Origin of the sequence: Promicromonospora sp. NPDC057138 (assembly GCF_042670845.1) — a bacterium.
In the GTDB taxonomy this organism is placed as follows: domain Bacteria; phylum Actinomycetota; class Actinomycetes; order Actinomycetales; family Cellulomonadaceae; genus Promicromonospora.
The window spans coordinates 61,702-76,201 of the sequence record NZ_JBHUUX010000002.1; the positions used below are offsets into that span (position 1 = coordinate 61,702).

Here is a 14,500-nt window from a genome sequence, read left to right on the forward strand (position 1 = left end):
CGCTGACCCACAAATAGCCCGCACTCAGCGAGCGGGTCAGGCCTTGACGGTGACGAAGATTGCCGTGCCCGGGAGGTAGCGGCCGCGTTCCGGGCCCCAGCCGCCCCAGACCTGGTCGTTCCACTCCGGCCACTCGGGCTCGACGAGGTCGACCAGGCGCAGCCCGGCGCCCGCGACGTCGCGCACGTGGTCGCCGACGGTGCGGTGGTACTCCGCGTACAGGACCCGGCCCGCGGCGTCGGCCTCCACGTACGGACGGCGGTCGAAGTACGAGCGGGTCGCGGTCAGGCCGCGCCGGCTCGGGTCGTCGGGGAACGCCCACCGCAGCGGGTGGGTCACCGAGAACACCCAGCGGCCGCCCGGGCGCAGCACGCGGGCGGCCTCGCGGTGCACCGTCCCGGCGTCGGGCACGAAGGGCACGGCGCCGAACGAGGTGAAGACCACGTCGAACGAGCGGTCCGCGAACGGCAGCGCCCGCGCGTCGGCCTGGACCCGCGGCACGACGACGCCGGTCGCGGCGTCGAGCCGCACGGCGCCCGCCAGCATGCCGGCCGAGTAGTCGGTGGCGATCGCGCGCGCCCCGCGGGAGACGAGCCAGCGGGAGCAGTGCGCCGCACCCGCGCCGACCTCCAGCACGTCCCGCCCGGCGACGTCGCCCAGCAGGCCGGCCTCCGCCTCGGTCAAGCCCTCGGGCCCCCAGCGGAACCCGGCGTCGCCGAGGAAGTCGCGGTGCTCGTCGAGATACTCGCCGGCGTTGGCGTCCCACCAGCCCCGGGCGGCGCGGCCGTCGTCGGGCGCGTCGCGGTAACCGAAGGTCACGGGCTCGTCGTTGCTCACGGGGCCATCATCCCCGTCTCACTGCCGTCGGCACGTCGGTGTGAACCGCCGGACAACTACCACATACGCAGCGGTAACAAAAGGGTCACGATTGGATTGCGAGTGCTGGGAGAAATACGGAAGCAACGAAAGGGCTCCTAAGGTCGGGCTCAAACGGTCTGCGTGTCGTCGTGCCCGAACCCGGGCTCGCCGATGCGCTCGAGGAAGGAGAGTGCCATGCGTCGACGCGCTACGCGCCTTGCGGGCGGCGTCACCCTGGTGACTGCGCTCGCAGTGGCTCTGAGCGGTTGTGTCGCGAGTGAGCGGGACGCCGACGGCGGCGAGGGCGAGGGCGGCAACGGCACGTTCGTGTTCGCCGGATCCGCCGAGCCGAGCTCGCTCGACCCCGCGTTCGCCAGCGACGGCGAGACGTTCCGGGTCGCCCGTCAGATCTTCGAGGGTCTGGTCGGCGTCGAGCCGGGCACCGCGGACCCCGCTCCGCTGCTCGCCGAGAGCTGGGACATCAGCGACGACGGTCTGGAGTACACGTTCCACCTCAAGGAGGGCGTGAAGTTCCAGGACGACACGGACTTCAACGCCGATGCTGTGTGCTTCAACCTCGACCGCTGGCACAACTGGACCGGCCTCGCCGCGCACGAGAACCTCTCGTACTACTACAAGGCGGTCTTCGGCGGCCCCGGTAAGGCCAGCCTCTACGACTCCTGCGAGGCGTCCGACGACGCCACCGCCGTCGTCACGCTGAAGGAGCCGATCCCCGATCTGATCCCGGCGCTGTCGCTGCCGTCGTTCTCCATGCAGTCGCCCAAGGCGCTGGAGGAGTTCGGGGCGGACGACGTGAAGGGCACCGCCGACGCGCCCAAGCTGACCGAGTACGGCAAGGAACACCCGGTCGGCACCGGCCCGTACTCGTTCAAGGAGTGGAAGAGCGGCGAGAGCGTCACGCTCACCGCGAACGAGAACTACTGGGGCGAGATCGGCGACGTCAAGACCATCGTCTTCACGGTGATCGCGGACGGCACGGCTCGCCGCCAGGCCCTCGAGGCCGGTGACATCGACGGGTACGACCTGGTCGCGCCCGCCGACGTCGACGCGCTCAAGGAGGCCGGCTACACGGTTCTCGACCGCGACCCGTTCAACATCCTGTACCTGGGCATGAACCAGGCGCAGAAGCCGCTGGACGACATCCGGGTCCGCGAGGCGATCGCCCACGCGATCGACAAGGAGGGCCTGGTCAAGGCCGCCCTGCCGGAGGGCACGGAGCCGGCCACGCAGTTCGTGCCGGAGATCGTCAAGGGCTACAGCGACGACGTCGAGACCTACGACTACGACCCGGAGCTGGCGAAGCAGCTCCTCAAGGAGGCCGGGCAGGAGAACCTCGAGATCGAGTTCAACTACCCGACAGAGGTCTCGCGCCCGTACATGCCGGACCCCGCCGCGATCTACGAGGCCATCTCCGCGGACCTCGAGGAGGTCGGCATCACGACGAAGGCGACGCCCGAGCCGTGGAGCCCGACCTACATCGACACCATCCAGGGTGGCGAGAAGCACGGTCTGCACCTGCTGGGCTGGACCGGTGACTACAACGACACCTACAACTTCATCGGCACCTTCTTCGGTGCGCCGTCGCTGGAGTGGGGCTTCGACGACCCGAAGGTGTTCAGCGCGATCAAGGACGCCCGCAATGCTCCGCTCGAGGGGCAGGAGGACGCCTACAAGAACGCCAACGAGGTGATCATGGAGGCCCTGCCGGGCGTCCCGCTGGCCAGCCCCGTTCCGTCGCTCGTCGTCGCACCCGGGGTCGAGGGCTACCCGATCTCCCCGGTGCAGGACGAGACGTACAACGTCATCACCCTCGGTGAAGGCGAGTAAGGTTCCCTCCCGAACCGCCTAGGGTTCTCAACGCCCTAGGGTGAAATACCTCAGGTCGGGGCGCGGCGCCTGCCGCGCCCCGACCGCTGTCCTCCAGTCGCCGGACGGGCCACGAGCCCCCACCCGCGTGACCGATGATTCGCAAGTCTGTCGAGGAACGATGCTCAGACTGATTGTGCAGCGGCTGCTGCTCCTGATACCCCTTTTGCTGGGGCTGTCGCTCTTGCTGTTCGGCTGGGTGCGCGCTCTGCCGGGCGGGCCCGTGCAGGCCATGCTCGGTGAGCGCTACACCCCTGAGGCCGCCGCGGAGATCGAGGCCCAGCTCGGGCTCGACCAGCCGCTTCCGGTCCAGTACGGCAAGTACCTGCTCCGGCTCGTGCAGGGTGACTTCGGTGTCTCCCTGCAGAGCGGCCGACCGGTGCTCGACGAGTTCCTCACCCGGTTCCCGGCGACCATCGAGCTCACCATCGTCGCCCTGGTCTTCGCGATCGGCATCGGCATCCCGCTCGGCTACGTCGCGGCCCGCAGGTCCGGCTCCATCGTCGACCACTCGGCGGTGGTGGTCTCGCTCATCGGCGTCACCGTGCCGGTGTTCTTCCTGGCGTTCATCCTCAAGTACGTGTTCGCCGTCGAGCTGGGCTGGTTCCCGACGACGGGGCGGCAGAGCGCCACGATGGTCGCCACGCACCCGACCAACTTCTACGTCCTGGACGGCCTGCTCACCGGCGAGTGGGACGCGTCGTGGGACGCGCTGATGCACCTGATCCTGCCCGGCATCGCGCTGGGTACCATCCCGCTGGCGATCGTGGCGCGGATGACCCGCGCCGCGGTCTCCGAGGTGCAGAACGCGGACTACGTCCGCACCGCACGGGCCAAGGGCATCAAGCCGGCCCGGCTGCGCGGCGACCACATCCTGAAGAACGCGATGCTCCCCGTCATCACCACGATCGGCCTGCAGGTCGGCCTGCTGCTCAGCGGCGCGGTGCTGACCGAGACGGTCTTCGCGTTCGCCGGCATCGGCAGCTTCCTTGCCGAATCGGTGTTCAACGCCGACTACCCCGTGATGCAGGGCTTCATCCTGATGATCGCCGTGGTGTATGCCCTCGTGAACCTGATCGTCGACGTGTCGTACGGGCTGATCGACCCGCGGCTGAGGAGGCAGCAGTGAGTGCCAACGAGCTTCCACTGACCGACGGCGCGGCCGCCGCGCCGCTCCACGCGAGCATCCACGGCGATGGCCCGGGCGGTGCCGACCACGGCGGCGAGGGTGTCTGGGCGCGTGCCTGGCGCACCTTGCGCAAGAACCCCGTGGCGATCAGCGGCTTCGTGATCGTCGGCGTCTTCGTGCTCGTGGCCGTGCTGGCCCCTGTGCTGGCGCCGTACGGGCCGACCGAGCTGCCGGGCCGCGACCTGATCCGGCCCACGGAGATCCCCGGCCCGTCGGCCGAGTACCCGCTCGGCCTGGACCGCTACGGCGGCGACGTGCTGAGCAAGCTGATCTGGGGTGCGCAGGCGTCGCTGCTGGTCGGCGTCCTGTCCACGCTGTTCGGCCTCGCGGGCGGCCTGCTGCTCGGCCTGCTCGCCGGCTGGTTCGGCAAGGCCACCGACTTCGCCGTCATGCGGGGCGTCGACCTCATGCTGTCCGTGCCGTCGCTGCTCCTCGCCGTGTCGATCGCCGCGATCGCGGGCCAGTCCTCGCTGGCGGTCATCGTCGCCATCGGTGTCGTGCAGATCCCGATCTTCGCCCGGCTGCTGCGCGGGTCGATGCTGGCGCAGAAGGGCCAGGACTACGTGCTCGCGGCGTCGGCTCTCGGCCTCACGCGCCGGTCGGTGACCATGAGCCACGTGCTGCCCAACAGCGTGGGCCCCGTCATCGTGCAGGCCACCCTGACCCTCGCCACGGCCGTGATCGAGGCCGCGGCGCTGTCCTTCCTGGGCCTGGGTGGCGGCGAGCCGTCCACCGCTGAGTGGGGCCGCATGCTGACGGCCGCGCAGCAGGAGCTGGCGGTCGCGCCGCGCCTGGCGATCCTGCCGGGTATCTGCATCGCCGTGACCGCGCTCGGCTTCACCCTCGTGGGCGAGAGCCTGCGCGAGGCCCTCGACCCCCGGAACAGGACCCGACGATGAGCGACACCGCTGAGAAGAACCCCGTAGAGCCGACGCCGGCCGGGCCGGCCGCCGCCGCGACGTCCGCCGCCGCGACGTCCGCCGACCTGACCGCCGCCGACCCGACGGTCGCCGACGCGCCCGCCACCACCCCGACTGCCGGCGACGTCGTGCTGCGCGTCGAGGACCTGTCCGTCGACTTCCGTACCGAGGGCGGTGCCGCGCGGGCCGTCTCGAACGCGAACCTGACGGTCCGGCGCGGCCAGACCGTCGCGATCGTGGGGGAGTCCGGCTCCGGCAAGACGACCCTGGCCATGGCGGTGCTGGGCCTGCTGGCCAGCAACGGCTCGGTGGCCGAGGGCCACATCTGGTTCAAGGACGAGGACCTCGGCAAGGTCTCCTCGCAGCGGATGGCGCAGCTGCGCGGCACCGAGCTGGGCCTTGTGCCGCAGGACCCGATGACCAACCTCGACCCGATCATGCAGATCGGCCGGCAGATCGACGGGGCCCTGATCGACAACGGCCTGCGGACCCGCCGGGACGCGCGCGCCCGCACCGTCGAGCTGCTCGACGAGGTGGGCCTGCCCGACGCCCGGCAGCGCGCCTCCCAGTACCCGCACGAGTTCTCCGGCGGCATGCGCCAGCGCGCGCTGATCGCCATGGGCCTGTCGGGCCGCCCGGCGCTGCTGGTGGCGGACGAGCCGACGTCGGCCCTCGACGTGACCGTGCAGCGCGGGATCCTCGACCAGCTCTCCGCGCTGACCGAGGACCTCGGCACCGCGGTGCTGCTCATCACGCACGACCTCGGGCTGGCGGCGGAGCGCGCCGACATCGTCGTGGTCATGTACCGCGGCGACATCGTCGAGCAGGGACCGGCCCGGCAGGTGCTCACCGCGCCGCAGCACGAGTACACCAAGCGCCTCATGGCGGCGGCGCCGTCGCTCGCCTCGCGGCGCATCGAGATCGCGCGCGAGCGCGGCCTCGAGGACGTGCTGGAGGAGGCACTGCTGGCCCCCTCTTCCGCCGAAGTAGAGCGCTTGTCCGAGCCCGCGGACGGCGCACCGTCCGCACAGGCGGACAAGCGCTCTACTTCGGCGGGCTCGGCGAACCTGGTGTCCGTCAAGGACGTGAGCAAGGTCTTCTCCATCCGCGGCAACGGACTGTTCTCCCGCGCCACGGACTTCACCGCCGTCGACGGCGTGAGCCTGGACATCCCGCGCGGCTCCACGGTCGCGGTGGTGGGCGAGTCGGGCTCGGGCAAGTCGACCCTGGCCCGGATGATCCTCGACATCGAGAAGCCCACCAGCGGCTCGATCACGTTCGACGGCGGACTGGTGGGCGCTGGCAGCCACCGGGACCAGATCGCCTACCGGCGCCGGGTGCAGCCCGTGTTCCAGGACCCGTACTCGTCGCTCGACCCGCTCTACTCGGTGTACCGCGCGATCGAAGAGCCGCTGCGCGCGCACTCCTACGGCGACGCCGCGGCCCGGCGGGCCCGCGTGGAGGAGCTCGCCGACCAGGTGGCGCTCAGCAAGGGCCTGCTGCAACGGTTCCCCTCCGAGCTGTCCGGCGGCCAGCGCCAGCGGGTGGCGATCGCGCGTGCCCTCGCGCTGTCGCCCGAGCTCGTGGTGTGCGACGAGGCGGTCTCGGCGCTCGACGTCGTCGTGCAGGCGCAGATCCTGCAGCTGCTCGCCCGTCTGCAGGAGGAGCTGGGGCTCACCTACCTCTTCATCACGCACGACCTCGCCGTCGTGCGGCAGATCGCGGACCGCGTGCTGGTGATGCAGGAGGGCCGCGTGGTCGAGGAGGGGACCGTCGACTCGGTCTTCGACTCGCCGGCCACCGACTACACGCGGGCCCTGCTCGACGCCATCCCGGGCAAGGATCTGGAGCTCGCGCTCTGAACCTCCGCACCCGGCCGGGCACCGCCCGGCGGCACCGTCCAGCACCCAGCTTCCTGGGGCCTATGCCACCCCGGCTCGCGTTGACCCGGGCGCTGCGGCGACACTAGGATGACTGGCGGTGCCGTGCGCCCTCTGGCGACACCGGCATCTCACAACCAGAGCTCGACAGAGCTCACACAGACCCTGTCCGTACTACGCCATGTCCGCATCGGAGCATCGAACTCAATGACCATCTCCACCCCTGCGAAGTCCGCACCCCAGGTTGCCGTCAACGACATCGGCACCGAGGAGGACTTCCTTGCTGCCATCGACGCCACCATCAAGTACTTCAACGATGGTGACATCGTCGAAGGCACGATCGTCAAGGTGGACCGCGACGAGGTCCTTCTCGACATCGGCTACAAGACCGAGGGTGTGATCCCGTCCCGGGAGCTCTCGATCAAGCACGACGTCGACCCTGGCGAGGTTGTCGCCGTCGGCGACGCCGTCGAGGCCCTGGTCCTCCAGAAGGAGGACAAGGAAGGCCGGCTGATCCTGTCCAAGAAGCGCGCACAGTACGAGCGCGCCTGGGGCACGATCGAGAAGATCAAGGAAGAGGACGGCGTCGTCACCGGCACCGTCATCGAGGTCGTCAAGGGCGGCCTCATCCTCGACATCGGCCTGCGCGGCTTCCTCCCCGCCTCCCTCGTGGAGATGCGTCGTGTCCGCGACCTCCAGCCGTACGTCGGCAAGGAGATCGAGGCCAAGATCATCGAGCTCGACAAGAACCGGAACAACGTCGTGCTCTCGCGCCGTGCCTGGCTCGAGCAGACGCAGTCCGAGGTTCGCTCCACCTTCCTGCAGACGCTGCAGAAGGGCCAGGTGCGCCCGGGTGTCGTCTCCTCGATCGTCAACTTCGGTGCGTTCGTGGACCTCGGCGGCGTCGACGGTCTGGTGCACGTCTCCGAGCTGTCCTGGAAGCACATCGACCACCCGTCCGAGGTCGTCGAGGTCGGCCAGGAGGTCACGGTCGAGGTGCTCGACGTCGACTTCGACCGCGAGCGCGTCTCCCTGTCGCTGAAGGCGACGCAGGAGGACCCGTGGCAGACCTTCGCCCGTACGCACGCCATCGGTCAGGTCGTGCCGGGTAAGGTCACCAAGCTCGTTCCGTTCGGTGCGTTCGTGCGCGTCGAGGACGGCATCGAGGGCCTGGTCCACATCTCGGAGCTGGCCGTGCGCCACGTCGAGCTGCCGGAGCAGGTCGTCACCGTCGGTGCCGAGGTGTTCGTCAAGGTCATCGACATCGACCTGGAGCGCCGCCGCATCTCGCTGTCGCTCAAGCAGGCCAACGAGGGTGTGGACCCGGAGTCCGAGGACTTCGACCCCGCGCTGTACGGCATGGCCGCCGAGTACGACGAGGCCGGGAACTACAAGTACCCGGACGGCTTCGACCCGGAGACCAACGAGTGGCTCGAGGGCTTCGAGACCCAGCGCGAGGCGTGGGAGGCGGAGTACGCCAAGGCGCACGAGCGCTGGACCGCGCACCGCAAGCAGGTCGCCGAGGCGCTCACCGCGGACACCGAGGCGACGACGGACGCCCCGGCCGCCGCTCCGGCCGGTGGCAGCGCCACCTACTCCTCGGCTCCGGTCGAGGAGGTCGGCACGCTGGCCTCGGACGAGGCGCTCGCCGCGCTCCGCGAGAAGCTCACGGGTAACTGACCCGAGCTGACTGACGGCCCGTCGCCCCTTCCGGGGGCGGCGGGCCTCCGTCATTTTCGGGCTGTGTTTTTTTCAGACTGTGGCGCGTGGCCCGGGTGATGTTCGCAGCCGACGTCCTGACCTGGGACGACGCCGCTCGCGGCGGCCCCGGCCGGTATCACAGGTGCACTGGTCAGGACGGCCACGGTGCTGTTTGATGACTCCCCATGACCCGACCCGGACCCGACGAGGCGTGGGGCGCGAGCCCGGCAGCTCTCCTCGTTCCCGAGCACGGGATCGTGCAGTTCATGGGTCGCGGACGGGAGCTCGCGGACCTGCGGTCGTGGGCGCGCTCGCGGGAGCCCGTGGCTCTGCGCCTGCTGTGCGGGCTCGGTGGCGTGGGCAAGACGCGCCTGGCGCTCGAGCTGGGCCGGCGGCTGCGGCGCACCGGGTGGACGGTGGTCCACGTGCCGCCCGGCCAGGAGGTGGCGGTGGTGGGCAGCGTCGCCGACGCGCGGCGGGTGCTGCTCGTCGTGGACGACGCCGGGTCCCGGCCCGGCCTGCCCGCCATGTTCGACGCCATCGGCGAGACGCCGCGGCGCGGTCGGCTGCGCGTCCTGTGCCTGGCCCGCACCGGCGGCCAGTGGTGGCGGCGGGAGCGGTGGACGAGCGAGCTGTGGGCCGGGCGGACGCCGTCGGTCACCCAGATGGCGCTGGACCCGGCGCTCGACCGGACGCTGAGCGTCGCGTTCGACCCCGCGCTCGGCCTGGAGGTCGAACGCCCGGACGACGAGCGCGGGCTCCTGGAGGCCGCGGTCGCCCGGTTCGCGCGGGCGCTGGGCCGCCCGGTGCCCCACGTGCGCTTCGAGCCGAGGCCGGACGCGCACGTGCGGGTCCTCGACCTGCACGCGACCGCGCTGGCGACGGTGCTCGACGGCGGCGACGTCGTCGACCCGGGTGCCGCGCTCGACGTCGTGCTCGACCACGAGCGGGCCGCCTGGGCTGCCACGGCAGCCGAGGCGGGACTCATGGGCGGAGCTGGCGGGACCGCCGAGGCCGCCCTCGCCGTGGCGACGCTGCTGGGGGACACCACCGACGACGGCCTGCGTGCCGCGCTGCGGCGCGCGGGCGCGGAACCGGCGGACGGCCGGACGGCGGACGCCGTCGACTGGGTCCGCGCCCACCTGCTCCCGGTCCCTCGCCTGGCCGAGCTGCTCGTGTCGCGGGTCCTGGCGTCGTCGGAGAAGCTGACCGCCGCATGCACCCATGACCTGGACCCGGAGCAGGCGTTCGCGGTGCTGGGGTTCGCCACGGCGATGGGCCTGGACCGGCCCGCCGCGCAGCGGGACGTGACCGGCGAGCTGATCGAGGCGGCGGCGTCCGCCCTGCCGTCCGGGAAGCCCGAGGACCTGCCCGGCCTGATGCGCGTGACGCGCCGGCTGCCGCGGTCGTCGGGGCCGCTGGCCGTACCCGTGCTGGACCGCCTCACGCACCGGGTGGCGGAGCTGGCGCGCACGGCCGGCGGCGACGCGGAGCGGGCCGAGGCGCTGAGCGACCTCGGCACGGTGCTGGTCGCCGAGGGCGAGCCGGACGCCGCCGTGGCGCTGCTGCAGGAGGCGGTGGGGCTGTGGCGCGGCCTGGCCTGGCACGACGAGAACCGGTACCGCCCGCCGCTGTGCACGGCGCTGAACAACCTCGGGATGGGGTACTGGGCGATCGGCCGGCACGGCGCCGCCCTCGCCGTCCAGGAGGAGGTCATCGCGATGTGCCGCCGGTTCCCGCCCGGGGACGCGCCCTGGGCTGACGCCGAGCACGCGCGCGCTCTGCAGAACGCCGGGGTGTCCTACACCGAGCTCGGCCGGGCCGGCGAGATCGAGGCGGCGCAGCGCGCGTCGCTCGACCTCTACCGGCGCCTCGCCGAGGGCGACCCCATCCAGTACGAGCCGCGGGTCGCCGCGGTGCTGGGCAACTTCGAGGCCCTCACGGAGAGCGGGCGGCCCGAGGACGCGCTGCCCGCGAACGCCGAGGCCGTGGCGATCCGGCGCCGGCTGGCCGCCGCCCGCCCGGAACACCTCGGGGAGCTGGCATGGTCGCTCGGCCAGCTCGGGACCACGCTGGAGGCCCTCGGCCGGTACGAGGAGGCGGGCGTCGTGCTCGTCGAGGCGCTGGAGATCCAGCGCGGGCTCGCCAAGGAGAACGAGCGGGGCACCTGGCCCGACCTCGCCGGCGCGCTGTCCGCGCTCGGCGCCCTGTACTCGACGATCGGCCGCGCCGACGAGTCGCTCCGGCTGGAGCGGGAGGCGCTGGAGATGCGCCGCGACCTCGCCCGCGAGCACCCCGACCGGTACCTGCACTACCTCGCGCACTCGCTGTCCAACCTCGGGGTCACGCTCGCCCGGCGCGGCAGGTACGACGAGGCGGTGCTGCTGGAGGAAGAGGCGGTGGGCATCCGCAGGGGGCTCGCGAGCGGGAACGCCCGGTCGCTGAAGTACCTCGCGCAGTCGCTGTCCAACCTGGGCGTGCGCTACGCGGACCTGGGCCGGTTCGACGAGGCGCTGCGGCCCACGCAGGAGGCCGTCGACATGCTCCGCCGGCTCGTCCGCGAGCAGCCGGAGAAGTACCGCGCCGGCCTCGCCGAGGCGCTCGCCAACCTGGGCGCCACCCTGCTCGACCTGGACCGGGCCGCCGACGCGCTGCCGCCCATGCGGGAGGCCGTGACGATGCGGCGCCAGCTCGTCCTGGAGAACCCGGACAAGCACCGGCCGGACCTCGCGCTCGCGCTGTCCAACCTGGCCAGCGCGCTGAGCGCCGTCGGCGACAACGTCGCGGCGCTCGGGCACGCGCGGGAGGCCGTGGAGATGCGCCGCCGGCTCGCCGCCGACCTGCCGGAGCGCTACCGGTCCGAGCTGGAGCGGTCCCGCGCCGTGCTCGCCCGCATCGACGCGGCCATCCGCAACCCGCCGCCGCCGCGCTAGCCCTTCTTGGTTGCGGGCGCGATCGTTGCGCCTCAAACGGGCGGATAGGCAACGATCCCGCCCACAACCAGAAGCTCTGCCCGGGGTCAGGCGTGCTGCGGGTGCTCGTGGGCGGGATGCGTGCGGGGCTCGACCTGGAACGTGGAGTGCTCCACCGCTATGTCGAAGTGCTCGGCCACGCACTCCTGGAGCTGGTCCAGGATGCGGGCCGCGTGGCCGTCCGTGAAGCAGTCGGTGCCGACCACCACGTGCGCGCTGATCACCGGCAGGCCGGTCGCGATCAGGGAAGCGTGCATGTCGTGCACCTCCTCGACGTGGTCCAGCTCGAGCAGGTGGGCGCGGACCTGGTCGAGGTCCAGGCCGGGCGGTGACGACTCCAGCAGCACGGAGACCGTCTCGCGCAGCAGCCGGATCGCCCGCGGCAGGATGAGCGCGCCGATCAGCAGCCCCGCGACGACGTCGGCCCGCTGCCAGCCCGTCAGCACGATGACCACCGCCGCGACGATCACCGCGAGCGAGCCCAGCGCGTCGTTCACGACCTCCAGGAACGCGGCGCGCAGGTTGAAGCTCGCGGTCCGCTGCCCGGCCAGGATCGCCATCGCCGCCAGGTTCCCGGCCAGGCCGATCACGCCGAAGACCACCAGCTCGGTCCCCGGCACCTCGGGCGGCGCGGCGAGCCGCATGATGCCCTCCACCAGCACGTACACGCCCACGGCCAGCAGCGCGCCGGCCTGGGCTAGGGCCGCGATCACCTCGGCCCTGCGGTAGCCCCAGGTCCGCCGGGCCGACGGCGGACGCTCCACCAGGTGCGCCGCGAACAGGGCCATCGCGAGGCCGGCGGCGTCGGTCAGCAGGTGGACGGTGTCGACCAGCAGCGCGAGGCTGCCCGTGATCCACGCGCCCACGACCTGGGCGAGCAGGACCGCCGCCGTGATCGTGAACGCGGCGGTGAGGCGGCCGCGCTGTCCGTGCGGCAGGTGATGGTCGTGGGCTCCCACGAGTACATCCTCCCAGGGCCCGACGCCAAGGCGCCCGCTCAGGTCATCAGTGCCTTCTGCCGCTTGAGCCTGCGGTTCGCTCGGGGCGGTTCGCCTGGTTCCTCGGCGCTCCGCCGGCGCTCACCTCCGGCTCAGGCGGACTCCGCGAACTGGGTGTGGTAGAGGTCCGCGTACAGGCCGCCGGCGGCGATCAGCTCGGCATGCGTGCCCGACTCGGCCACTCGCCCGTCGTCGAGCACCACTATGTGGTCCGCCGCGCGGACCGTGGACAGGCGGTGCGCGATGACCAGCGACGTCCGCCCGGCGAGCGCCTGGTCGAGCGCCACCTGGACGGCGGCCTCCGACTCCGAGTCGAGGTGCGCGGTGGCCTCGTCGAGCACCACGACGTCGGGCGCCTTCAGCAGCAGTCGCGCGATAGCGAGGCGCTGGCGCTCGCCGCCGGACAGCCGGTAGCCGCGGTCGCCCACGACGGTGTCCAGGCCCTCGGGCAGCCGGTCGACCAGGTCCCAGATGCGGGCCTGGCGCAGCACCCGCTCCAGGTCGGTGTCGGTCGCCTCCGGGCGGACGAACCGGAGGTTGGCCGCCATCGTGTCGTGGAACAGGTGCGCGTCCTGGGAGACGACGCCGACCGTCGCCCGCAGCGACGCGAACGTCACGTCGCGCAGGTCGGTGCCGGCGATGCGCACGGCGCCCGACGTCGGGTCGTACATCCGGCTGACCAGCTGCGAGACCGTGGTCTTGCCCGCCCCGGACGGGCCGACGAGCGCCACCATCGAACCCGCCGGGACCTGGAACGAGACGTCGCGCAGCGTGTCCGTCGTCGGGTCCTTGCGCTGCCCGGCCACAGACTCCAGGGACGCGAGCGACACCTCGTCGGCGCGCGGGTACCGGAACGTCACGCCCGTCAGGGAGACCGACGCGCCCCGGGCGGCGACGGCGGCCCGCAGGTCGACGGCGTCCGGCCGCTCGGCCACCGACGGCACCAGGTCCAGGACCTCCAGCACCCGCTCGAACGACACGAGCGCCGTCATCACGTCGACCTGGACGTTCGCCATCGCCGTCAGCGGTCCGTACAGGCGGGTGAGGTACGTGGCGAGCGCGACGACGGTGCCCACCGTGAGCTCGTCCGCGATCGCCTGCAGGCCGCCCAGCCCGTACACGCCGGCCACCGCCAGAGACGCGATGGTGGACAGCCCGACCCGGAACCACGTCCCGAGCAGCGCGACCCTGACCCCCAGGTCGCGGCGCTCGCGGGCGGGCTCGGCGAACCGCTCGGACTCGGTGACCGGGTCGCCGAAGACCTTCACGAGGTGGGCGCCGGCCACGTTGAACCGCTCGTTCATCACCTGGCCCAGGTCGGCGTCGACCTCCATGCCGCGCCGGGTCAGGACGGCGAGGCGGCGGCCGAACCAGCGCGCCGGGAACACGAACAGCGGGACCAGCACGAGGGCGCCGAGGGTCAGCTCCCACGACATGGTGAACATCGCCGCGAGCGTGAAGGCGATGGTCAGGGTGTTGGAGACCACGGTCTGCAGGGTCGAGGTGAAGGCACGCTGCGCCCCGAGCACGTCCCCGTTGAGGCGCTGCACCAGGGCGCCCGTGCGCGCCCGGGAGAAGAAGGCGAGCGGCATGCGCTGGACGTGGTCGAACACGGTGACCCGCAGGTCGAGGATGAGTCCCTCGCCGACCTGCGACGAGACCAGCCGGTCCGCCACGGACAGCCCGGCGGCCACGATGGCGAGCAGGCCCGCGGCGCCCGCCAGCAGGACGACCAGGCGCGCGTCGCCGTCGACGATGCCCTGGTCGATGATGCGCTGGAAGAGCAGCGGCGTCGCGGCGCCCGCCGCGGCCTCCAGGGCCAGGATCAGCACGAACAGGACGAGCCGGCCGCGGTAGGGCCGCGCGAAGCCCATGATGCGCCGCAGCGTGGGCCACCCCAGGCGCTGATGGGTGACCGAGCCGTCCTGCGTGAAGGACCGCATGGTTCGGCCGCCGCCCATGCTCCCGCCGCCACCGTGCATGCTCACCGTCGCATCGTCCCACGGGGAACGGCGCCCGCCGGACCCGGACGGCCTCCGGGCGGCCACGAGCACAGCCGCCACGAAGATAGCGGGTGAAGCGAGGGTGACCTGGA

9 protein-coding genes are annotated in these 14,500 nt (G+C 72.1%); 6 read left to right on the forward strand and 3 right to left on the reverse strand.

All coding sequences use genetic code 11. The features are described from left to right. Positions 1–36: 36 nt before the first annotated feature. Positions 37–837: a class I SAM-dependent methyltransferase gene (locus ACFT2C_RS01945; protein ID WP_377205315.1), complete on the reverse strand. Its 801-nt coding sequence runs from the start codon at positions 835–837 to the stop codon at positions 37–39. Positions 838–1,053: 216 nt separating this feature from the next. On the opposite strand from ACFT2C_RS01945, the gene ACFT2C_RS01950 reads away from it, so the two are divergent. From ACFT2C_RS01950 to ACFT2C_RS01975, 6 genes are all read left to right on the forward strand, one after another. Continuing rightward, a complete protein-coding gene (locus ACFT2C_RS01950; protein ID WP_377205316.1) occupies positions 1,054–2,706 on the forward strand; it encodes an ABC transporter substrate-binding protein in 1,653 nt (550 codons plus the stop codon). Between the two features lie 160 nt (positions 2,707–2,866). After that, positions 2,867–3,874 carry an ABC transporter permease gene (locus ACFT2C_RS01955; RefSeq protein ID WP_377205317.1) on the forward strand — a complete coding sequence of 336 codons (1,008 nt, stop codon included), beginning with the start codon at positions 2,867–2,869 and terminating at the stop codon, positions 3,872–3,874. Continuing rightward, positions 3,871–4,833, forward strand: a complete 963-nt coding sequence (locus ACFT2C_RS01960) for an ABC transporter permease (protein ID WP_377205318.1) — start codon at positions 3,871–3,873, stop codon at positions 4,831–4,833. Before ACFT2C_RS01955 ends, ACFT2C_RS01960 begins: the two co-directional genes overlap by 4 nt. Next, positions 4,830–6,716: a dipeptide ABC transporter ATP-binding protein gene (locus ACFT2C_RS01965; RefSeq protein WP_377205319.1), complete on the forward strand. Its 1,887-nt coding sequence runs from the start codon at positions 4,830–4,832 to the stop codon at positions 6,714–6,716. The genes ACFT2C_RS01960 and ACFT2C_RS01965 overlap by 4 nt, the downstream gene beginning before the upstream one ends. Positions 6,717–6,941: 225 nt before the next feature. Further along, complete coding sequence (gene rpsA, locus ACFT2C_RS01970) at positions 6,942–8,414, forward strand: 30S ribosomal protein S1 (RefSeq protein ID WP_377205320.1); 1,473 nt, start codon at positions 6,942–6,944, stop codon at positions 8,412–8,414. 206 nt (positions 8,415–8,620) lie between these two features. Continuing rightward, the gene (locus ACFT2C_RS01975) at positions 8,621–11,368 is read left to right on the forward strand and encodes a tetratricopeptide repeat protein (RefSeq protein WP_377205321.1); all 2,748 of its coding nucleotides are present in this window, start codon (positions 8,621–8,623) and stop codon (positions 11,366–11,368) included. 86 nt (positions 11,369–11,454) lie between these two features. Here ACFT2C_RS01975 and ACFT2C_RS01980 read toward each other — a convergent pair whose 3' ends face one another. Both ACFT2C_RS01980 and ACFT2C_RS01985 read right to left on the reverse strand, forming a co-directional pair. Continuing rightward, positions 11,455–12,366, reverse strand: coding sequence for a cation diffusion facilitator family transporter (locus ACFT2C_RS01980; protein ID WP_377205322.1), 912 nt, complete (start codon positions 12,364–12,366; stop codon positions 11,455–11,457). A gap of 131 nt (positions 12,367–12,497) precedes the next feature. Next, on the reverse strand, positions 12,498–14,387 hold the full coding sequence (locus ACFT2C_RS01985; RefSeq protein WP_377205517.1) for an ABC transporter ATP-binding protein: 1,890 nt from the start codon (positions 14,385–14,387) through the stop codon (positions 12,498–12,500). Positions 14,388–14,500: the final 113 nt, after the last annotated feature.